Source organism: Mesorhizobium sp. USDA 4413 (genome assembly GCF_056280365.1).
In genome coordinates this window covers 407,730-428,805 of sequence record NZ_JBVPRP010000001.1, presented here as the reverse complement: position 1 = coordinate 428,805, position 21,076 = coordinate 407,730, and the positions used below count along the sequence as shown (strand labels likewise).

The window sequence follows — 21,076 nt, the reverse complement described above, 5'->3', positions numbered from 1 at the left end:
CTATGCCTTCGGCACGAATGGCGCCGGACGCCGGCCGGCGCCTTGCCGCTCCAGCATCCAGCCGGGATATTCGGCAGGCAGCGCGCTCACCTCATCCAGCCTGGCGAGGTCGTCGGTGTCGAGCTTCAAGCCCGTCGCTGCGAGGTTCTGCTCGAGCTGGTCCATGCGGCTAGCGCCGATGATGACGCTCATCACGAAAGGTTTTGCCAGAACATAGCCCAGCGCCACCGTGGCGACGCTGACGTCGTGCTTCTTCGCGACCTCGCGCATGACGGCAACCGCCGCCCAGGCGCGGTCCTCATTGACCGGCGGGAAGTTGAAGGAAGCGCGGCGGCCCTCGCCATTGCCCGGCGCGCCGGGGCCGTATTTGCCAGAGAGCAGCCCGCCGGCCATTGGCGACCAGACCATCAGGCCGAGCTTCTCTTCATTGATCAGCGGCACGATCTCGCGCTCGAGGTCGCGGCCGGCGATAGAGTAGTAGGATTGGATCGTCTCGAAGCGGGCAAAGCCCTTGCGCTCGGCGATGCCCAGCGCCTTGGCGATGCGCCAGGCCTGCCAGTTGGAGACGCCGACGTATCGCACCTTGCCGCTGGCGACGAGATCGTCGAGCGCGCGCAGCGTCTCGTCGATCGGCGTCACCGTGTCGGTGCCGTGCAGCTGATAGAGATCGATATGATCGAGCTGAAGCCGCTCCAGGCTGCCATCGACCGAATCCATGATGTGACCGCGCGAGGAGCCGCGTTCGTTAGGTCCGTTGCCCATGGCGCCATGCACCTTGGTGGCGATGATGACGTCGGAACGTTTCACGCCGAGATCCTTGAGCGACTGTCCCAGCAATTGCTCGGACTGGCCGAAGGAATAGACGTCGGCCGTGTCGAAGAAATTGACCCCGGCCGCGATCGAGCGGGCGACGATCTCGTTGACGCCCTTCTGGTCGAGGCTGGCGATCAGGCCCCATTGGGCATTCTCGCCCGCGGCGCCGAAAGTCATGGTGCCGAGACAGAGTTCGGAGACGAACAGGCCGGTGTTGCCAAGCTGGTTGTAGCGCATGGTGGGATTCCCCGAGAAAGTGATTGATGACGACAGGCAAATAGGAACGGCCCGTTTCGTTTCAAGTGCTGGCGCCGGTGTTATCGTTCGATTGGCCGGTCGGTAACGAGATCGTTACGAGCGGTCGAGGCGCTTAGCGGCTTCCGAAGATCGCCGATCCCACCCTCACGCTGGTCGCCCCGAAGGCGATGGCCGTCTCGTAGTCGCCGGACATGCCCATCGAGAGCTTTGCGACGCCGGCCTCGCGGGCGAGCTTGTCCAGCAGCGCGAAATGCGGGCCGGGATTCTCATCGGCCGGCGGGATGCACATCAGGCCTTCGATGGCGAGGCCGTGCACGTCGCGGCAACGGTTGACGAAGGCGGCCGCCTCGCGCGGCTCGATGCCGGCCTTCTGCGGTTCGGAGCCGGTGTTGACCTGGACATAGAGTTTTGGCGCCCGGCCCTGCCGGGCCATTTCTTTTGAAAGCTCAGCGGCGATCTTCTCGCGGTCGACGGTCTCGATGACATCGAAGAGCGCGACGGCTTCCTTCGCTTTGTTGGACTGCAGCGGGCCGATCAGATGCAGCTCGATATCAGGAAACGCCTGCCTCAGCGCCGGCCATTTGCCCTGGGCTTCCTGCACGCGGTTCTCGCCGAAAATGCGCTGGCCGGCCTCGATCACAGGGCGGATATCCTCGGCCGCGAAGGTCTTCGAGACCGCCACCAGCGTGACGGCGCCGGGCACGCGCTTAGCTTCGCGCTCGGCGCTTGCGATCTTCGCCTTGACCGCGTGAAGCTGCTCTACGGCGTTCGTCATGCCACTATCCTGCCCTAGTTTTCATGCCGGGCGCGGCTCGCCACAGTTGACGGGTCCGGCAATCCATGGTGAACACCGCGACGACATTCCCCGGCCGCTCGCCGTGTCTGGCGCCCTGTGCCTGCTTTTAAGTGAAAAACATCCGATGGCAACCGAACGTTACAATCCGCGCACCTCAGAACCCAAATGGCAGAAGGCCTGGGCCGAAAAGAAGCTGTTCGAGGCCCGCAACGACGACCCGAAGCCGAAATACTACGTGCTCGAGATGTTCCCCTATCCATCGGGCAAGATCCATATCGGCCACACCCGCAACTACACGATGGGCGACGTGGTGGCGCGCTACAAGCGCGCCAAGGGCTTCAACGTGCTGCATCCGATGGGCTGGGACGCGTTCGGCATGCCGGCCGAAAACGCCGCCATGCAAAACAAGGTCCATCCCAAGGACTGGACCTACGAAAACATCGCGGTCATGCGCGAGCAGCTCAAGATGATGGGCCTGTCGCTCGACTGGGCGCGCGAGTTCGCGACCTGCGACGTCGACTACTATCACCGCCAGCAGATGCTGTTCCTCGACTTCGTCGAGAAGGGGCTGGTGACGCGCAAATCCTCCAAGGTCAACTGGGACCCGGAGGACATGACGGTGCTTGCTAACGAGCAGGTCATCGACGGCCGCGGCTGGCGTTCGGGCGCGCTGGTCGAGCAGCGCGAGCTGACGCAGTGGTTCTTCAAGATCACCGACTTCGCACAGGACCTCCTGGACTCGCTCAACCTGCTCGAGGAGTGGCCGGAAAAGGTCAAGCTGATGCAGCACAACTGGATCGGCCGCTCGGAAGGCCTGCTGATCCGCTGGCCGCTCGCAAAGCCGGTTGGCGATGCCCATGAGCTGGAAGTCTACACAACAAGGCCCGATACCATCTTCGGCGCCTCCTTCATGGCGGTCGCCGCCGACCATCCGCTGGCGCGAAAAGCCGCCGAGGAGAATGTCGAGCTGGCGAAGTTCATCGAGGAGGTCCGCCATATGGGCACCTCGGTGGCGGCGCTGGAGACGGCCGAGAAGAAGGGCTTCGACACCGGCATCCGCGTCGTTCATCCCTTCGACGAGAACTGGACGCTGCCGGTCTATGTCGCCAATTTCGTGCTGATGGAATACGGCACCGGCGCCATTTTCGGCTGCCCGTCGGGCGACCAGCGCGACCTCGATTTCGTTAATAAATACGGCCTGCCGGTGATCCCGGTGGTGATGCCGGAGGACGCCGACGCGAAGACCTTCCAGATCATCGAGGAGGCCTATGTCGACGACGGCGTGATGATCAATTCGCGCTTCCTCGACGGCATGAAGCCCGAAAAGGCTTTCGATGAAGTGGCGAAGCTGCTCGAAGCAAAGACGATCGGCGGCCGGCCGATGGCGGAGCGCAAGGTGAATTTCCGCCTGCGCGACTGGGGCATCTCGCGCCAGCGCTACTGGGGCTGCCCGATCCCGATGATCCATTGCGAGGCCTGCGGCGTCGTGCCGGTGCCGAAGGCCGACCTGCCGGTGAGGCTGCCCGACGACATCGAGTTCGACCGCCCGGGCAACCCGCTCGACCGTCATCCGACCTGGCGGCATGTGAAATGCCCGCAATGCGGCCGCGATGCGCGGCGCGAGACCGACACGATGGACACCTTCGTCGATTCGTCCTGGTATTTCGCGCGCTTCACCGCGCCCTGGGCCAACGAGCCGACCGAGCCGAAAGCGGCCGACGAATGGCTGGCGGTCGACCAGTATATCGGCGGCATCGAGCACGCGATCCTGCATCTGCTCTATTCGCGCTTCTTCACCCGCGCCATGCGCGAGACCGGTCACCTCAATCTGGCCGAGCCGTTCAAGGGCCTGTTCACGCAAGGCATGGTGGTGCACGAGACCTATCGTGTCGGCGGCCCGTCCAACAACGGGCGTTGGCTGTCGCCGAGCGAGGTCAGGATCGAGGACATCGGCGGCAAGCGACGCGCCGTCGAGATCGCGACCGGCGAGGAGGCGACGATCGGCGCGCTTGAGAAGATGTCGAAGTCGAAGAAGAACACGGTGAGCCCGGAAGAGATCACCGACGGCTACGGCGCCGACACGGCACGCTGGTTCATGCTGTCGGATTCCCCGCCGGAGCGCGACGTCGAATGGACCGACGAGGGTGCGGCCGGCGCGCATCGTTTCGTGCAGCGCATCTGGCGCCTGGTGCAGATCGCGGTCGATGAGCTGCCCGGCGTGAAACCCGCGGCGACGAAGGATGGCGAGGCGGGCGCTGTTTCCAAGGCCGCGCACAAGATCCTGAAGGCGGTCGGCGAGGACATCGAGAAGCTCGGCTTCAACCGCGCGATCGCCCGCATTTACGAGCTCGCAAATGTGCTGGCGACGCCGCTCAACGATGTCTCCGAAGGCAAGGCCGACGCCGCGCTGAAGGGCGCCTGCCGCGAGGCGGTGGAGATCCTGGTGCACATCATCGCGCCGGTCATGCCGCATCTGGCGGAGGAATGCTGGGAGGCGCTGGGCGGCACGGAGATGATCGCCGAACGGCCGTGGCCGGTCTACGATCCGGTGCTGGTCGTCGACAACGAGATCGTGCTGCCGGTGCAGGTCAACGGCAAGAAGCGCGGGGATTTGACAATTGCCCGCGACGCGGATCAAGGTGCCGTCGAAAAAGCGGTGCTGGCTCTCGACTTCGTGCAAAAAGCACTGGAAGGTAAGGCTCCGCGCAAGGTGATCATCGTCCCGCAGAGGATCGTCAATGTCGTTGCCTGATCCGGTGAAGTCAGAAGCGTCCCGCCTGCGCGGCCGACTGGCGGTCTGCGGCATGGCCGCCGCGCTGGCGCTGGTTTCGGCCTGCACGGTCAGGCCGCTCTATTCCAGCCAGCCGCTGTCGCCCGGATCGCAGCTCAGCGCATCCGCCGAGCTCGCCTCGATCGCGATCAAGCCGGTCAACACCCGCTACGCGCAGCAGGTGCGCAACAATCTGATCTTCGCCTTCGGGCAAGGCTCGGGCGAGCCGGCCTCGCCGGCCTACACGCTCGATCTCGGCGTCACCGAGCTCGTCGAATCGGCGGCCATCGTGCAGGTGCAGACCCAGGAAGACGAGCCGACGGCCGGCACGGTCACGCTGACCGCCAACTATGTGCTCCGGGACACCGCGACCAACGCGGTGATTGCCGTCGGCAAGCGCTCGGTCCCCTCGTCCTTCGACCGGCCGCGCCAGGAGTTCGCTGCCTATCGGGCACAGATCGACGCCGAGAACCGCGCCGCGCGCGAACTGGCCGACCTTTTGCGGCTTTCCATCGCGCAGGATCTCGCCAAGCATGGCAAGAAGGCCTGAGGCGTGCCGATATTCAGGTGAGGCCGGCCTGCGAACGATGGTTTCCTCCGCTTCCGGTGCTCACGTACTTCAAGTACGCTCCGCTCCGATTCTCGGAAACCACCGCTCTCGGCTCGGCCTGACCTGAATCTCGGCACGCCTCGCGCAGAGCTTCCATCCACAGAAAAAGGCCGGTCACCCGGCCTTTTTGTTCTCTGACGAGAGGCAGCCTCAGCCGATCTTCTGGCCGGTCTTGGCCCAGTCGGCGAGGAAGGCGGCGAGGCCCTTGTCGGTCAGCGGGTGGTTGACCAGCGCTTTCAACGTCGCCGGCGGCGCGGTGACGATATCGGCGCCAATCAGCGCGGCCTGCTTGACGTGGTTCACCGTGCGCACCGAAGCGGTCAGGATCTCGGTCTTGAAATCGTAATTGTCGTAGATGGTGCGGATTTCCGAGATCAGCTCCATGCCGTCCGAGCCGGTGTCGTCGATGCGGCCGACGAAGGGCGAGATGAAGGAGGCACCGGCCTTGGCGGCAAGCAGCGCCTGGTTGGCCGAGAAGCAGAGCGTGACGTTGACCATGCGGTTCATCTCGGTGCGGATCGTCTTGCAGGCCTTGAGGCCGTCCAGCGTCAGCGGCACCTTGATGGCCACATTCGGCGCGATCTTGGCCAGCACCTCGGCCTCGGCCATCATGTCCTTGTATTCGGTCGCCACGACCTCGGCCGAGACCGGGCCTTCGACTATGTCGCAGATCTGCTTGGTGACTTCGGAGATCTTGCCGCCAGATTTCAGGATCAGCGACGGGTTGGTGGTGACACCATCGAGCAGCCCCAGCTCGTGCAGCTCCTTAATTTCCTTGATGTCAGCGGTATCGACAAAAAACTTCATGGCTGTCTCCTTGGGGTCGCCCGGCGTCGGCCAGGCACATGCGAGGGTCCCCTTTGATCTAGAGCAAAGTCGGGGCAAGGTCACGCCCGATGATCGAAGATTCGCCCTTTGTCGCGGCCGCGCCCGTCCTGGTGCCGATGCCCGCCGAACGGCCCTACACCTATGCCGTGCCGCCCGGCATGCGCGTGGTGCCGGGTTCGATCGTGCGCGTGCCGCTCGGGCCGCGCCAGGTGGCCGGCATCGTCTGGGACGGCGCGGTCGAGGCGGTCGATGCGAAGAAATTGCGGCCGATCGAGGAGGTGTTCGACTGTCCGCCGATCGACAAGGCGATGCGCCGCTTCGTCGACTGGATCGCGCAATACACGCTGTCGGCGCCCGGCATGGTCGCGCGGATGCTGCTCCGAGCCCCCGAGGCGTTCGACCCCGAGCCGTGGATCGAAGGGCTTCAGCGTACACTTGCCGAACCCGACCGGCTGACCGATGCGCGGCGGCGGGTGCTCGAAACCGCGGAGGGCGGCCTGGCCTGGACGCGCTCGGGCCTGGCGCATGCGGCGGGCGTCTCCTCGACCGTGATCGACGGATTGCGGGCACAGGGCGTGTTCGAGACGGTGATGATCCCGCCGCGGCCGGTGGTGGCGGCGCCAGACCCCTCTCGCGCCGTGCCGGAATTGATGCCGGACCAGAAAGCGGCGGCGCAGAAGCTGCGCGCCGCCGTCGCCGCCGATGCCTTCAACGTCACGCTGCTCGACGGCGTCACCGGCTCCGGCAAGACGGAAGTTTATTTCGAGGCGGTGGCGGCGGCGCTCGACAAGGGCAGGCAGGTGCTGATCCTGTTGCCGGAAATCGCGCTGACCCATGCCTTCCTCGAACGCTTCCAGGACCGCTTCGGCGCAAAGCCGGCGGAGTGGCATTCCGACCTGCCGCCCCGGATGCGCGAGCGCGTCTGGCGGCAGGTGGCCGAGGGCGGCGTGCGCGTCGTCGCCGGCGCGCGCTCGGCGTTGTTCCTGCCGTTCAAGGAACTCGGCCTGATCGTCGTCGACGAGGAACACGACCCGGCCTACAAGCAGGAAGACCGCGTCTTCTACAATGCGCGCGACATGGCGGTGGTGCGGGGCCATATCGGCGGCTTCCCGGTCGTGCTCGCCTCGGCGACGCCCTCGGTGGAAAGCCGGGTCAATGCCGGCCAGGGCCGCTACCACAGGGCCGTGCTGTCCTCGCGTTTCGCGGAAGCCGCTCTGCCTGACCTGAAGTCGATCGACATGCGGCGTTCGCCGCCGGCGCGCGGCGGCTTCCTGTCGCCGGTGCTTCTGGAACAGATGCAGCGCACGCTGGAGAAAAAAGAGCAGTCGCTGCTCTTCCTCAACCGGCGCGGCTATGCGCCGCTGACGCTCTGCCGCGTCTGCGGCCACCGCTTCGGCTGTCCGGTCTGTTCGGCCTGGCTGGTCGAGCATCGCTTTCGCGGCCAGCTCGTCTGCCATCATTGTGGCCATAATGAGCAGCGGCCCGAGGCCTGCCCAGAATGCGGCACGCTCGACCATCTGGTGGCCTGCGGCCCAGGCGTCGAGCGCATCGCCGAGGAAGTGGTGGCGCATTTCCCCGATGCGCGCACCATCGTGCTGTCGTCCGACCTTCTGGGCGGCGTGCGCCGGCTCAGGCTCGAGCTGGAGGCCGTCGCCAATGGCGAGGCCGATATCGTCATCGGCACCCAGCTCGTCGCCAAGGGCCACAATTTCCCCGGCATGACGCTGGTCGGCGTGGTCGATGCGGACCTTGGGCTGGCCAATGGCGATCCGCGCGCCGCCGAGCGCACGTTCCAGCTGCTTAGCCAGGTGACGGGCCGCGCCGGCCGCACCGGCAAGAAGAGCCTCGGCCTTTTGCAGACCTACCAGCCGGACCATCCGGTAATGCGGGCGATCGTCTCGGGTGATTCGGAAGCCTTTTATGAACGCGAGATCGCCGAGCGCGAGCGGGCGGCGCTGCCACCGTTCGGCCGGCTCGCCGGCATCATCGTGAGTGCCGCGACGCGAGGCGAGGCCGAGAGCCATGCGCGAGGGCTAAGGCGAGCGGCGCCGCAGGCTTCCGACCTCTTCGTGCTCGGGCCGGCCGAGGCGCCGCTGTCGCTGATCGGCGGGCGTCACCGCTTCCGCCTGCTGATCCAGGGCGAGCGGCGCGCCGACATGCAGGGCTTTATTCGGGCCATGCTGGCGAACGGGCCGAAGCTGCGCGGCTCGGTCAGGGTGCAGGTCGACATCGACCCGCAGAGTTTTTTGTGAGTTCGCGGAATTACTCCCTCAGCCATTTTTGGTGAAGGGGTTCAGGTGAGGTACATCGAGAATCGCAAAATGACGGACATTAGCCGTCAACACGCCTATCTCGACGAGATCGGGCGGATGTGTCGCACCGACCGGGTAGATGGCGTCATCATGGGCTGCACCGAGATCACCATGCTGATCGGCCAGGGCGATTTCGACATTCCGGTGTTCGACACGACGCGCATTCACGCCGAGGCCGCGGTCGATTTCGCGCTCGCCTGATTGCGCCACTTCTAATGTGGCCGCCATCCTCTGGCGCGGTTTCATTCCCTCGCTAGAATGCCCGTGTTTCAGAGCAAGAAATATGAGGGGGATTTATGGACTTCGCGTTTCCGTGGCCGGCGAGCCAGGGCGAATGGCTGGCCTGGTCGAGCGCCGTCGTGACTCTGGCCCTCGGCCTGTTCCTGTTCCTGGCGCCGGGACTTGCGTTTCGCGTGCTGCGCCTGCAGCCAAAGCCGGAGAAGGCGGCGGCGATCGCCGAGGGACGCGGCCGCATGTCGGGCTTCTATCTCGGCGTCAGCCTGTGCTGCATCCTTCTGGCGCAGCCGCTGCTCTACATGGCGCTGGGCTTTTCCTGGCTGTTCACCGCCTTCGGCCGGCTTTTGTCGATGATGTCGGACCGTGCCAACACCCCTTTCAACTGGGTTTCGATCGTGGTTGAATTGGCATTGGCGGCACTGCCGCTGGCCTTTGCCTTCGGCTTTGTGCCGTGAATTCGGCGCTTGAGCTTGGCCTTCGCCGCCTGATGCGACAAAAGTGCCTGAAAACCATGCCGGACGATGCATTGCGGTCTTAAAAAGCCTGTGCTAGACGGCAATCGACTTTCGACCGGGGATAGCGGAAGCCGCACCTCCGAGCTTGGAAAAATCGCAGTAAGGTCAAAGATTTAGCCAGAGTTTTCGCTCGCGCCAACAATCTGCGGCCTGTCAGACAAGAGAAAAGACGGTCCGTGGCCCAATCGTCATCGCCAATCTCAGCTGTCGCAGAACGTTATGCCGGCTCGCTGTTCGAGCTCGCGCTGCAGGACAATTCGGTCGCCAAGGTCGAGGCCGACCTCGCCGGCTTCGAGGCGTTGCTCAATAGCAGCGAGGATCTTACGCGGCTGATCAACAGCCCGGTGTTTTCCAGCGAGGACCAGGCCAAGGCCATCGCCGCCATCGTCGACAAGGCCAAGATCACCGGCCTGGTCGGCAATTTCCTGCGCGTCGTCGCCAAGAACCGCCGCCTGTTCGCGGTGCCCGGCATGATCAAGGCGTTCCGTCAGATCGCCGCCGACCATCGCGGCGAGGCATCCGCCGAGGTCACTTCGGCGCATGCGCTGACGGATGCGCAGCAGACTGAACTCAAGGCGACGCTGAAGAGCATCGCCGGCAAGGATGTGGCCATCGCCATGACTGTCGATCCGTCGCTGCTCGGCGGCCTGATCGTCAAGATGGGCTCGCGCCAGATCGATACGTCGCTCAAAACCAAACTCAATTCGCTCAAGCTTGCACTGAAAGAGGTCGGCTGATGGACATCCGCGCCGCGGAAATTTCCGCAATTCTGAAAGACCAGATCAAGAATTTCGGCAAGGAGGCCGAGGTCTCCGAAGTCGGCCAGGTTCTGTCCGTCGGTGACGGCATCGCCCGCGTCTACGGCTTGGACAATGTCCAGGCCGGCGAGATGGTCGAGTTCCCGGGCGGCATCCGCGGCATGGCGCTGAATCTCGAAGCCGACAATGTCGGCGTCGTCATCTTCGGCAACGACCGCGACATCAAGGAAGGCGACACCGTCAAGCGCACCGGCGCCATCGTCGACGTTCCGGTCGGCCCGGGCCTGCTCGGCCGCGTCGTCGACGCGCTCGGCAACCCGATCGACGGCAAGGGCCCGATCAAGGCCACCGAACGCCGCCGCGTCGACGTCAAGGCGCCCGGCATCATTCCGCGCAAGTCGGTGCATGAGCCGATGTCGACGGGCCTCAAGGCCATCGACGCGCTGATCCCGGTCGGCCGCGGTCAGCGCGAGCTGGTCATCGGCGACCGCCAGACCGGCAAGACCGCCATCATCCTCGACACGATGCTGAACCAGAAGTCGGTGCACGACAACGGTCCGGAGAAGGAGAAGCTCTACTGCGTCTACGTCGCCGTCGGCCAGAAGCGCTCGACCGTCGCGCAGTTCGTGAAGGTGCTGGAAGAGCGCGGCGCGCTCGACTACTCCATCATCATCGCCGCCACCGCGTCCGATCCGGCGCCGATGCAGTTCCTGGCGCCGTTCGCCGGCTGCACCATGGGCGAGTATTTCCGCGACAACGGCATGCATGCCCTCATCAGCTATGACGACCTGTCAAAGCAGGCCGTCGCCTATCGCCAGATGTCGCTCCTGCTGCGCCGCCCGCCGGGTCGCGAAGCCTATCCGGGCGACGTCTTCTACCTGCATTCGCGCCTGCTCGAGCGCGCCGCCAAGCTCAATGACGACAACGGCGCCGGCTCGCTGACCGCGCTGCCGGTCATCGAGACGCAGGCCAACGACGTGTCGGCCTACATCCCGACCAATGTGATCTCGATCACCGACGGCCAGATCTTCCTCGAGACCAACCTGTTCTTCCAGGGTATCCGCCCGGCGGTGAATGTCGGCCTGTCGGTGTCGCGCGTCGGCTCGTCGGCGCAGATCAAGGCGATGAAGCAGGTTGCGGGCTCGATCAAGGGCGAGCTCGCGCAGTATCGCGAAATGGCGGCCTTCGCACAGTTCGGCTCGGATCTCGACGCCGCCACGCAGCGCCTGCTGAACCGCGGTTCGCGCCTGACGGAGCTCCTCAAGCAGCCGCAGTTCTCGCCGCTCAAGACCGAAGAGCAGGTCGCGGTGATCTTCGCCGGCGTCAACGGCTACCTCGACAAGCTGGCCCTCAACCAGGTCGGTAAGTTCGAGCAGGGCCTGCTCAGCCACATGCGCTCGGCCGGCAAAGACGTGCTCGACGGCATCCGCGAGGAGAAGGCGCTGTCGGACGATTTGCGCGCCAAGCTCAAGGCCGAGATCGACGCCTTCGCCAAGACCTTCGCCTGAACGAAGCTGGACGGGATCAGGTTTGAAGCATGGCTTCGTTAAAAGACCTTCGTAACCGTATCGCCTCGGTCAAGGCGACGCAGAAGATCACCAAGGCGATGCAGATGGTCGCCGCGGCGAAGCTGCGTCGCGCGCAGGAAGCGGCGGAAGCAGCCAGACCCTATTCCGAGCGCATGGGCGCGGTTCTGGCCAACATCACCCAGGCGATCGGCGGCGGCGGCGATGCCCCGGCGCTGATGACGGGCACCGGCCGCGACGACGTGCATCTGCTTATCGTCTGCACCGCCGAGCGCGGCCTGTGCGGCGGCTTCAACTCGCAGATCGCGCGCCTCGCCCGCGACCACATCCGCAGGCTGCTCGCCGATGGCAAGCAGGTGAAGATCATCTGCGTCGGCAAGAAGGGTTACGATATCCTGCGCCGCGAGTACGGCTCGCTGATCCTCGAGCGCGTCGACCTGCGCGAAGTCAAGACGCTCGGCTTCGTCAATGCCGACGCGATCGCGCGCAAGGTCATCCACCTCTTCAACGAGGGCGGCTTCGATATCTGCACGCTGTTCTATTCGCAGTTCAAGTCGGTGATCAGCCAGATCCCGACGGCGCAGCAGATCATCCCGGCGGCGCAGGCTTCGGCCACGGCCGATGCCGGCAGCGGCGGGGCCGTCTACGAATACGAGCCCGAGCCGGGCGAGATCCTCTCCGACCTCATCCCGCGCAACATCGCCGTGCAGATCTTCCGCGCGCTGTTGGAAAACGCGGCGGGCGAGATGGGCGCCAAGATGAGCGCGATGGACAATGCCACGCGCAACGCCGGCGACATGATCAACAGGCTGTCGATCACCTACAACCGCCAGCGGCAGGCGCAGATCACCAAGGAACTGATCGAAATCATTTCGGGCGCCGAGGCGCTCTAGACACGCGCGGGCGGGGTCCGGGACCTCGCCGGCAGCGTGAACAACGGATAGACGAAAAGGGCAAAGACGATGGCGAAAGCAGCTACCCCGAAGACCGCGGCCAAGGAGGCATCGGCCCCGAAGGCGGCAAAGGCCCCGGCAGCAGCCGCGAAGGCCGCCGCTCCGGCGAAGAAGGCGGCCGCTCCGGCCCAGACCGCGGCTTCCGCGGCCAGCGTTGCGGCCAAGCGTGTCGGCGCCGCCGGCAAGGTCCGCCAGGTCATCGGCGCCGTCGTCGACGTGCAGTTCGAAGATCACCTGCCGGCCATTCTGAACGCGCTGGAAACCAACAATGTCGGCAACCGCCTGGTGCTCGAGGTCGCCCAGCATCTCGGCGAGAACACCGTGCGCTGCATCGCCATGGACTCGACCGAAGGCCTGGTCCGCGGCCAGGACGTTTATGACACCGGCGGGCCGATCTCGGTTCCGGTTGGCCCGGGCATGCTCGGCCGTATCATCAACGTCATCGGCGAGCCGGTCGACGAGGCCGGCCCGGTCGACGCCGTCGAGCTGCGTGCCATCCACCAGCCGGCTCCGGCCTATGTCGACCAGTCGACGGAAGCGCAGATCCTGGTTACCGGCATCAAGGTTCTCGACCTCCTCGCGCCTTATGCCCGCGGCGGCAAGATCGGCCTGTTCGGCGGCGCCGGCGTCGGCAAGACCGTGCTGATCCAGGAGCTGATCAACAACGTCGCCAAGGCCCATGGCGGCTTCTCGGTGTTCGCCGGCGTCGGCGAGCGCACCCGCGAAGGCAATGACCTCTATCACGAGTTCATCGAATCGGGCGTCAACAAGAAGGGCGGCGGCCAGGGCTCGAAGGCAGCACTCGTGTACGGCCAGATGAACGAGCCGCCGGGCGCGCGCGCCCGCGTCGGTCTGACCGGCCTCACCGTTGCCGAATATTTCCGCGACCAGGGCCAGGACGTGCTGTTCTTCGTCGACAACATCTTCCGCTTCACGCAGGCGGGCTCGGAAGTGTCGGCGCTGCTCGGCCGCATCCCGTCGGCCGTGGGTTACCAGCCGACTCTCGCTACCGACATGGGCGCGCTGCAGGAGCGCATCACGACGACGACCAAGGGCTCGATCACCTCGGTGCAGGCGATCTACGTGCCGGCCGACGACTTGACCGACCCGGCGCCGGCGACCTCCTTCGCCCACCTCGACGCCACGACCGTGCTCAACCGCGCGATCTCGGAAAAGGGCATCTATCCGGCCGTCGATCCGCTGGATTCCACCTCGCGCATGCTCGACCCGATGGTCGTCGGCGAGGAGCACTACCAGGTCGCCCGCCAGGTGCAGTCGATCCTGCAGCGCTACAAGTCGCTGCAGGACATCATCGCCATCCTTGGCATGGACGAGCTGTCGGAAGAGGACAAGCAGACGGTGGCCCGCGCCCGCAAGATCGAGCGCTTTCTGTCGCAGCCGTTCTTCGTCGCCGAAGTGTTCACCGGCTCGCCGGGCAAGCTGGTCGACCTCGCCGACACCATCAAGGGCTTCAAGGGCCTCTGCGCCGGCGACTATGACCACCTGCCGGAAGCCGCCTTCTATATGGTCGGCGGCATCGAGGAAGCAGTCGAGAAGGCGCAGCGCCTCGCGGCTGAAGCAGCGTAAAGAAGCGAATAGCGAATAGGGAGTAGCGAATAGGGATCAGTGGGCCGGCCGAGTTTCCTCTACTCGCTACTCGCTATTCGCTAAATTGGCATGGCTGAAGCTTTCAAGTTCGAACTGGTCTCGCCGGAGCGGCTGCTCGTTTCCGAGCAGGTCGAGTCCGTCGTCATCCCGGGCGCCGAAGGCGAGATGACGGTGATGGCCGAGCACGCGCCGGTCATGACCACCATCAAGCCCGGCGTCGTCACGGTGAAGGCCGCGTCCGGCAAGGAAGACCGCTATGTCGTGTTCGGCGGCTTCGCCGATATCCTGCCGTCCGGCTGCACGCTACTTGCCGAATCGGCCGTGCATGTGAACGACATCGACCGCGCGGACCTCGCGCGTCGTATCCAGGACGCCAAGGAAGACGCGGCGGACGCCAAGGACGACGTGGCGCGCAGCCGCGCCGAGCAGTTCCTCGCCCAGCTCACCACGCTGGAAGGCGCGCTGCTGCCGGCCTGACGTCCGCCTAGGACGACAGGTCGATCCGCTTCGGGCGACAATTTTGAAAGCGGGGCCTTGCTCCGCTTTTTTGTTTATCGGACAGTCCGGCTGCCTTGGCGGGGGGTGGCCGGCGACACAGCAGACGGATCAACGACAGGTGACCTCGCGATCGAGGTGGTCGACGGCTCTGGTATCCGCCTTTGGCGGTCCGTTCGCCGGATTCCTTTGGATCGGAGCGGGCAGGCTGGCCGTCGCCAGCCTTGTCTTTTTCAGCGCGCTCGCCCTTGTGATTGTCTACGTCGGCTTTCCGGCGCTGCCGAGGGTCGATCTCAGCCAGGCGGCAAGTTTTTCGAACGTGGCGTCGATGGTCTTGTGGGCCGCCCTCGTGGTGCCCTTCGCGAAGCGCTTCAAGCCCAGCAGGTGGTATGCGCATGGAGGCGCGGTTCTCACCCTGGCCATTCTCACATCGCTGATGACGGCGCTGGTGATCCGCACGTTTCTGTTCCAGCCATTCTCGATTTCGTCCAGCAGCATGACCCCCACATTGCAGAAGGGCGACTATCTGTTCGTGTCGAAGTTTGCATATGGCTACAGCCGGTACAGCATACCGTTCGAGCTGTTGCCGATCGAAGGACGCGTGTTTGGCGCCGAGCCCAAACGGGGAGATGTGGTGGTGTTCAAGTTCCCCGCCCTATCCCAGCATCGACTATATCCAACGGATCGTTGGCCTTCCCGGCGAAAAGATCCAGATGATGGACGGGGTGCTGCACATCAACGATGTGGCCGTCGGGCTCGAGGACGCCGGTACGTTCGATTACGAAGAATCGTCGAAGCCGGCAAAGCTTCAGCGCGAGACCTTGCCCGGCGGCGTCGTCCATTTCGTGCTCGACCTGACGGACAATTCCGTTGGCGACAACACACGTGCCTGGGTCGTGCCGCCCGGCAATTATTTCGTGCTAGGCGACAATCGCGACAATGCTTCCGACAGCAGGTTCAGAGTGGGCTTCGTGCCTTACGAAAATCTCGTCGGCAAGGCCGCGCGGCTGTTCTGGAACTCGCGCGGTCTCGACTACGCTTCGCGGCAGATCGTAAACGGATCGGCCGCAATAAAGTCGCCGCCGTAGGGCTATTCGGCCTTTCCACGCTTGCCGCCAATGCCGAGAGCAGCAAACGCAAGCGCGGGACCGCCCTGCTTGAAATGGATGAGGTGGGTGGCGACAAGCTCGATCAGCCGCTGGCACTCCGCGTGGCCTGTGGCAAAGCCCGCCAGATCGAACGCGGCCGTCGTCATCTCCGCCGTCGGCAGATTGCGGCCGAACAGGTCGCCGAGCGCCGCATCGAGCGGATCGGTGAAGTGGCCCTCGGGCAAGCTGCCACCGCGCGCGGCGCAGGCGGCGATCCAGGCGGCGACAACCAGCGACAGATGTTCCGGCAGCAGGCCCGCCTCCAGCCGGGCAAGCGCGGAAGCGACGATGCGCTGCGGCAGCTTCTGGCTGCCGTCATTGGCGATCTGCGCGGTGCGGTGGGCGAGCGCGGTGTTGGAAAAGCGTTGGGCGAGCTCCGCCGTGTAGGGAATCGGGTCGAGCCCGGCATCCTGCGGCAGGGTTGGAATGGCTTCGGCCCAAAGCCGGTCCACGAATTGCCGGATCGACGGATCGGCAAAGGCGCGGTCGACGGTGGCGTGGCCGCTGAGCAGGCCGAGATAGGCGATGCCGGAATGCGCGCCGTTGAGCAGCCTGAGCTTCATGTCCTCGAAGGGGCCGACATCCTCGACCATGGCGACGCCGAATTTCTCCCAGGCCGGCCGGCCCGCCGGAAAGCGATTCTCGATCACCCATTGGCGGAACGGCTCGGTCATCACCGGCCAGGCGTCCTCGGTGCCGAGCTCGTCGGCGATGCGCGCTCGGTCGGCGTCCGTGGTCGCCGGCACGATGCGGTCGACCATGGAAGACGGGAAAGCGACTTCGTCGGCGACATGGCGCGCGAGATCGGCATCGCGCAGCTTCGCGAATTCGATGAGCAGCCGGTGCAGCGTGGCGCCGTTGGCCGGCAGGTTGTCGCAGCAGAGCACGGTGAAAGGGGGCGTGCCGGCAATGGCGCGGCGCGCCAGCGCTTCGGCGAGAAAGCCATGCGCCGTCTTCGGCGATCCGGGGTTGGCAAGGTCGTGGACAATATCGGGGTGCGCGCCGTCGAGCGTGCCGTCGGCTGCCCTGAGATAGGCCTTTTCGGTGATGGTGAGCGTGACGATGCGGATGCGCGGGTCGGTCAGCGCGGCGAGCACCGCGCCGGGGTCCTCCGGAGCGACGAGCAAGGACTGGATCGAACCGATCACCTGCAGCTGTTCGCCGGCGCTGTCCCGGATTGCCAGCGTGTAGAGCCCGTCCTGCGGCTTGAGCGCATCTCGCGTGTCGGGGCTGCGCAGCGAGACCCCGACGATGCCCCAATCGCTTTCGCCGTCCGCCAGGCAGGCATCGACATAGGCGGCCTGGTGGGCGCGGTGAAAAGCGCCGACGCCAAGATGGACGATGCCGGGCGTGACGGCGCGGCGGTCATAGCGCGGGATGGCGGCCGGCACATTCGCGATCGTCATGTTGGACAGGCGCGTCTTCATCGGATGTGAAGTCTCCAATCGCTGCGGCCAGGCCGCTCGGGGATGACGGCAAAGATGGGTGGCGGCGTAGCACCCGCCGCGTCCGCCGACAATGGCCGCCGCAAGCGTAAGGGCGCAGCTTTTCGTGTGTTGACAGCATTTCCCCCGGACCCTACCGGTGGATCGCTGGAGGAGGGATCGACGTGGCCGCATTGACCGATCCGAATCTGCTGTTCGCCGAGGGGCGCCTGCTTTCGCTCGCCCGCGCCCTTTACGCCGGCGTGAAGGACCTGCCCATCGTCAGCCCGCACGGCCATACCGACCCGCGCTGGTATGCGCTCAACGAGCCGTTTCCGGACCCTGCGCAACTGCTCATCGTGCCGGACCATTACATTTTCCGGATGCTGTTCAGCCAGGGCGTGCGGCTGGAGGAACTCGGCGTGCCGACGCTCGACGGTTCGCCGGTCGAGGCCGACGGCCGCGCGATCTGGCGGCGCTTCGCCGAGCATTATCATCTCTTCCGCGGCACGCCGACGCGGCTCTGGCTCGACCATGTTTTCGAACATCTGTTCGGCATCGAGGAGCCGCTCACCGTTGCCAGCGCCGAGCCCACCTACGATGCGATCGCGACGCTGCTGCAACGCGACGACTATCGTCCGCGCGCGCTGTTCGAGCGCTTCAACATCGAGGTGATCGCGACGACCGAAGGCGCGCTCGACGACCTCAAATGGCACCGGACGATCCGCGACAGCGGCTGGAGCGGCCGCGTCGTCACCGCCTACCGGCCGGACGCCGTCGTCGATCCCGATTTCGAGGGGTTTGCTTCCAATCTCGATCGGCTCGGCGAAATCACCGGATGCGACACCGCCAGCTGGGCCGGTTATCTCGAGGCGCACCGAAAGCGGCGCGCCTATTTCAAGGAATTCGGCGCCACTTCGTCCGATCACGGCCATCCAACCGCCGAGACCGCCAATCTCTCCGATGCGGCGGCTGAGGAGCTGTTCAACCGTATCCGCCGCGGCTCGGAAGACGGCCGCGAGCGAAAACTGTTCCGCGCCCAGATGCTGACCGAAATGGCCAAGATGAGCCGTGACGATGGCCTTGTGATGCAGATCCATCCTGGATCATGGCGCAATCATTCGCCTTCCGTTTTCCAGAAGTTCGGCCGCGACAAGGGCTTCGATATCCCGACCCGCACCGATTATGTGACGGCGCTGAAGCCGCTGCTCGACTGCGTCGGGCTGGAGCGCGACCTCACGATCATCCTGTTCACGCTGGACGAGACCAGCTACGCGCGCGAGCTGGCGCCGCTCGCCGGCGTCTATCCGGCGCTGAAGCTCGGACCGGCTTGGTGGTTCCACGACAGCCCGGAGGGCATGCGCCGCTTCCGTGAGATGACCACCGAGACGGCGGGCTTCTACAACACCGTCGGCTTCAACGACGACACGCGCGCCTTCCCGTCGATCCCGGCGCGCCACGACGTCGCGCGCCGCGTCGACTGCGCCTTCCTGGCGCGGTTGGTCGCCGAGCATCGACTGCGCGAGGACGAGGCGCATGAGCTGGCCGGGGAGTTGGCCTATACACTTGCCATGAAGGCCTACCACCTGTGAAGACGCGCCGCCACGGATCGACCGATCCTTCGATCGGCGGCAAGCGAAAGGCATGACCAGCTTGAGCGATCTTTCCCCTTTCAGCCTCACGGGCAAGCGCATCCTGGTCACCGGCGCCAACACGGGCATCGGGCAAGGCATAGCCGTCTCGATCGCACGCGCCGGCGGCTTGGTCGTCGGCGTCGGCCGTTCGGCGATGGATGACACCGCCGGGAAAGTCGCGGCCGCGGGCGGCAGCTTCGAGGCGGTGAAGGCCGACCTCGGCGACCCTGCCAAGGCAGCCGCCATGCTCGACCGGGTCTGGGGCGAGAGCGGCCCGCTCGACGGCCTCGTCAACAATGCCGGCATCATCCGGCGCGCCGACGCGGTCGAGCTGAGCGAAGCCGATTGGGACGAGGTGATGGACGTCAATTTGAAGACGGTGTTTCGCCTTTGCCAGGGTTTCGCCCGGCGCGTGCTGGCGGAGCCCGGACGGCGCGGCAAGATCGTCAACATCGCCTCGGTGCTGAGTTTCCAGGGCGGCATTCGCGTCGCGTCCTATACGGCCTCGAAACACGGCGTGCTCGGCCTCACAAGGCTGCTCGCCTGCGAATGGGCGGCGAAAGGCATCAACGTCAACGGCATCGCGCCGGGCTATATCGAGACCAACAACACCGAGGCACTGCGCGCCGATCCGGATCGCAGCGCCGCCATCCTCGGGCGCATTCCCGCGGCGCGCTGGGGCCGACCCGACGATATAGGCGACGCGGCCGTGTTCCTGCTGGCGCGGGCGTCGGACTATATGCACGGCGCGATGGTGCCGATCGATGGCGGCTGGCTGGCGCGGTGACGGTTTCCCGCCGGAAAACCGCGCCGCACCCTTTCTGGAATTGTTTTACAAGCCGAACGGAAGCTGAGCGATGACCGATATCTTTTCCCGTGCGGGCGAAAAAGCCTGGGAGCCGACGCCGGACGGCAACAGGCGGCGCGTTCTGGTGCACACCGATGAACTGATGATGGTCGAGTTCGCCTTCGAAAGGGCGGGGTCGGCGCGCTGCATTCGCATCCGCATGTCCAGGCAAGCTACGTCGCCGAAGGGCGCTTCGAGGTCACCATCGACGGCCGGTCGGAGATCCTCGAAACAGGCGGCAGCTTCATCGTGCCGTCCAATCTCGTGCATGGCGTCAAGGCGCTGGAGGCCGGGCGGCTGGTCGACAGCTTCGCGCCTTATCGGGCCGATTTCCTGGGCTGAGTATCGAAAGGAAAGCCCGCGCCGTCAGGCGCGGGCTTGTTGCCTGGGCGCTCACGGCGCCGCCGCGGTACTCAAACAATGCCGCAGGAGGGCAAAGGTGCCGGAGCATGGTGAAGATAGGTTTAACGGCCTCGAAGCGCGCGTTTCAGCGCTGCTGCAGCGCCAGGCGTATGCCGAGCGCGCAATAGATGCCGCCGACCACCTTGCCCTGCCATTTCAGCACCGCCGGATTGTGGCGCAGGAAGGAACCCAGGCCGCCCGCGCTGACGGCGAAGACGACGGTGCTGAAGAGCCCGAGCAGGACGAAGATGATGCCGAGCAGCATCAGCTGCAGCACCACGAAACCGCCTTGCGGATGCACGAATTGCGGCAGAAAGGCCAGGAAGAACAAAGCGGTCTTCGGGTTGAGCACTTCGGTCAAGATAGCCTGCCGGAAGGCTTTGCCCGCGGAAATGGGCAGCGTCCTGCCCGCCAGGCCGGCCGGCGCCTTTTCGAGAATGGCGCGGATGCCGAGATAGACGAGATAGGCCGCGCCGATATATTTGACGATGCTGAACAGCATCGCCGAGGCGGCGATGATGGCCGAGATGCCGACGATGGCCATGATGGTGTGGATCACATCGCCCGCGGCGACACCGGCGCCGGTGGCGATGCCGACCTTCGTGCCTGAGCTCGTCGCCCGCGCGACCGTGAGCAGCGTCGCCGGTCCCGGAATGAAGACGAAGCCGAACACCACCGCGACGTAAGTGATGAGCGTGGCGGGATCGATCATGCGAAGGTTCCTTTTGCACTCGCTGCCGGCAGCGGACGGCTTGGCCTTATAGCACCGCACAATGCGCCGGTGGAACTCTCACCGGCGGCGGTGTCGGCATCGTCGCGACTCGAAGCGGAATGACGCGACGGCCTGCCAGGCTGCGACGATTTCACAAGCGTCATCACTTCGCCTGCGCGGTGTCTGTTTGGGATCGATCGGCATTGGCTTAGACCTTCCGTTTCGACGCATGTCGTTGTATCGAAACGACAAGACCGAACGATGCCAGAACCGGCAATCGGGCCGAGGCGCCTGCCGCGCGCGGCGCAGGCCGGATCAATCCTTGAAGGGGGCTGGCTTGGAAGAGCAAGCGACGCGGGAGACCCGGCAAAACCGGGCTGGAACGTGCAGGCCCCATAACAGGCGGAGTTGTCGTCGGATGGGAGCTGCC

Annotated in this window: 18 protein-coding genes and 3 pseudogenes; 15 read left to right on the top strand and 6 right to left on the bottom strand. The window is 65.2% G+C overall.

What is annotated here, in order from left to right:
• Together ACVMIM_RS02180 and ACVMIM_RS02175 are read right to left on the bottom strand one after the other, a co-directional pair.
• Positions 1-1,050, bottom strand: coding sequence for an aldo/keto reductase (locus tag ACVMIM_RS02180; RefSeq protein ID WP_476110110.1), 1,050 nt, complete (start codon positions 1,048-1,050; stop codon positions 1-3).
• Between the two features lie 133 nt (positions 1,051-1,183).
• Positions 1,184-1,846, bottom strand: coding sequence for a YggS family pyridoxal phosphate-dependent enzyme (locus ACVMIM_RS02175; RefSeq protein ID WP_476110109.1), 663 nt, complete (start codon positions 1,844-1,846; stop codon positions 1,184-1,186).
• Positions 1,847-1,991: 145 nt separating this feature from the next.
• Here ACVMIM_RS02175 and leuS point away from each other — a divergent pair, with 145 nt between their 5' ends.
• A complete protein-coding gene (gene leuS, locus ACVMIM_RS02170; protein ID WP_476110107.1) occupies positions 1,992-4,619 on the top strand; it encodes a leucine--tRNA ligase in 2,628 nt (875 codons plus the stop codon).
• The gene (locus ACVMIM_RS02165) at positions 4,606-5,187 is read left to right on the top strand and encodes an LPS assembly lipoprotein LptE (RefSeq protein WP_476110105.1); all 582 of its coding nucleotides are present in this window, start codon (positions 4,606-4,608) and stop codon (positions 5,185-5,187) included. The genes leuS and ACVMIM_RS02165 overlap by 14 nt, the downstream gene beginning before the upstream one ends.
• Before the next feature lie 210 nt (positions 5,188-5,397).
• On the opposite strand, the gene fsa is transcribed toward ACVMIM_RS02165, so the two are convergent.
• Positions 5,398-6,054 (bottom strand): fructose-6-phosphate aldolase, encoded by a 657-nt coding sequence (gene fsa / locus ACVMIM_RS02160; RefSeq protein WP_041004472.1) that lies wholly within the window; start codon positions 6,052-6,054, stop codon positions 5,398-5,400.
• An 89-nt stretch (positions 6,055-6,143) separates the two neighbouring features.
• Here fsa and ACVMIM_RS02155 point away from each other — a divergent pair, with 89 nt between their 5' ends.
• From ACVMIM_RS02155 to ACVMIM_RS02120, 8 genes and pseudogenes are all read left to right on the top strand, one after another.
• Positions 6,144-8,327 carry a primosomal protein N' gene (locus ACVMIM_RS02155; protein ID WP_476110104.1) on the top strand — a complete coding sequence of 728 codons (2,184 nt, stop codon included), beginning with the start codon at positions 6,144-6,146 and terminating at the stop codon, positions 8,325-8,327.
• A 69-nt stretch (positions 8,328-8,396) separates the two neighbouring features.
• A pseudogene (locus tag ACVMIM_RS02150) lies at positions 8,397-8,588 on the top strand (aspartate/glutamate racemase family protein); the annotation flags it as partial.
• A gap of 95 nt (positions 8,589-8,683) precedes the next feature.
• Positions 8,684-9,079: an AGROH133_08824 family phage infection protein gene (locus tag ACVMIM_RS02145; protein ID WP_041004478.1), complete on the top strand. Its 396-nt coding sequence runs from the start codon at positions 8,684-8,686 to the stop codon at positions 9,077-9,079.
• 236 nt (positions 9,080-9,315) lie between these two features.
• A complete protein-coding gene (locus tag ACVMIM_RS02140) occupies positions 9,316-9,876 on the top strand; it encodes a F0F1 ATP synthase subunit delta (RefSeq protein WP_278052204.1) in 561 nt (186 codons plus the stop codon).
• Entirely contained in the window at positions 9,876-11,405 is a 1,530-nt protein-coding gene (gene atpA, locus ACVMIM_RS02135) for a F0F1 ATP synthase subunit alpha (RefSeq protein WP_476110102.1), read from the top strand. The genes ACVMIM_RS02140 and atpA overlap by 1 nt, the downstream gene beginning before the upstream one ends.
• Positions 11,406-11,434: 29 nt before the next feature.
• Positions 11,435-12,316 carry a F0F1 ATP synthase subunit gamma gene (locus tag ACVMIM_RS02130; protein WP_278052202.1) on the top strand — a complete coding sequence of 294 codons (882 nt, stop codon included), beginning with the start codon at positions 11,435-11,437 and terminating at the stop codon, positions 12,314-12,316.
• A gap of 69 nt (positions 12,317-12,385) precedes the next feature.
• Positions 12,386-13,963 (top strand): F0F1 ATP synthase subunit beta, encoded by a 1,578-nt coding sequence (atpD, locus tag ACVMIM_RS02125; protein ID WP_278052201.1) that lies wholly within the window; start codon positions 12,386-12,388, stop codon positions 13,961-13,963.
• 90 nt (positions 13,964-14,053) lie between these two features.
• Positions 14,054-14,461 carry a F0F1 ATP synthase subunit epsilon gene (locus ACVMIM_RS02120; RefSeq protein ID WP_476110100.1) on the top strand — a complete coding sequence of 136 codons (408 nt, stop codon included), beginning with the start codon at positions 14,054-14,056 and terminating at the stop codon, positions 14,459-14,461.
• 276 nt (positions 14,462-14,737) lie between these two features.
• Here ACVMIM_RS02120 and ACVMIM_RS02115 read toward each other — a convergent pair whose 3' ends face one another.
• Positions 14,738-14,977, bottom strand: a complete 240-nt coding sequence (locus ACVMIM_RS02115; protein WP_476110098.1) for a hypothetical protein — start codon at positions 14,975-14,977, stop codon at positions 14,738-14,740.
• On the opposite strand from ACVMIM_RS02115, the pseudogene ACVMIM_RS02110 reads away from it, so the two are divergent.
• Positions 14,916-15,077: pseudogene (locus tag ACVMIM_RS02110) on the top strand (S26 family signal peptidase); the annotation flags it as partial. The gene ACVMIM_RS02115 and the pseudogene ACVMIM_RS02110 sit on opposite strands and share 62 nt — an antisense overlap.
• 115 nt (positions 15,078-15,192) lie before the next feature.
• Positions 15,193-15,567 carry a signal peptidase I gene (gene lepB / locus ACVMIM_RS02105; RefSeq protein ID WP_476110097.1) on the top strand — a complete coding sequence of 125 codons (375 nt, stop codon included), beginning with the start codon at positions 15,193-15,195 and terminating at the stop codon, positions 15,565-15,567.
• Between the two features lie 2 nt (positions 15,568-15,569).
• Here the strand turns inward: lepB and ACVMIM_RS02100 are convergent, their stop codons facing one another.
• Entirely contained in the window at positions 15,570-17,054 is a 1,485-nt protein-coding gene (locus tag ACVMIM_RS02100) for a mannitol dehydrogenase family protein (RefSeq protein ID WP_476110096.1), read from the bottom strand.
• Between the two features lie 182 nt (positions 17,055-17,236).
• Here ACVMIM_RS02100 and uxaC point away from each other — a divergent pair, with 182 nt between their 5' ends.
• From uxaC to ACVMIM_RS02085, 3 genes and pseudogenes are all read left to right on the top strand, one after another.
• Positions 17,237-18,643, top strand: coding sequence for a glucuronate isomerase (uxaC, locus tag ACVMIM_RS02095; RefSeq protein ID WP_476110095.1), 1,407 nt, complete (start codon positions 17,237-17,239; stop codon positions 18,641-18,643).
• 61 nt (positions 18,644-18,704) lie between these two features.
• Positions 18,705-19,472, top strand: a complete 768-nt coding sequence (gene kduD, locus ACVMIM_RS02090; protein ID WP_476117069.1) for a 2-dehydro-3-deoxy-D-gluconate 5-dehydrogenase KduD — start codon at positions 18,705-18,707, stop codon at positions 19,470-19,472.
• Between the two features lie 70 nt (positions 19,473-19,542).
• Positions 19,543-19,874 (top strand): annotated as a pseudogene (locus ACVMIM_RS02085) (cupin domain-containing protein).
• Between the two features lie 145 nt (positions 19,875-20,019).
• Here the strand turns inward: ACVMIM_RS02085 and ACVMIM_RS02080 are convergent.
• A complete protein-coding gene (locus tag ACVMIM_RS02080) occupies positions 20,020-20,646 on the bottom strand; it encodes a LysE family translocator (protein WP_476110093.1) in 627 nt (208 codons plus the stop codon).
• Positions 20,647-21,076 lie beyond the last annotated feature (430 nt).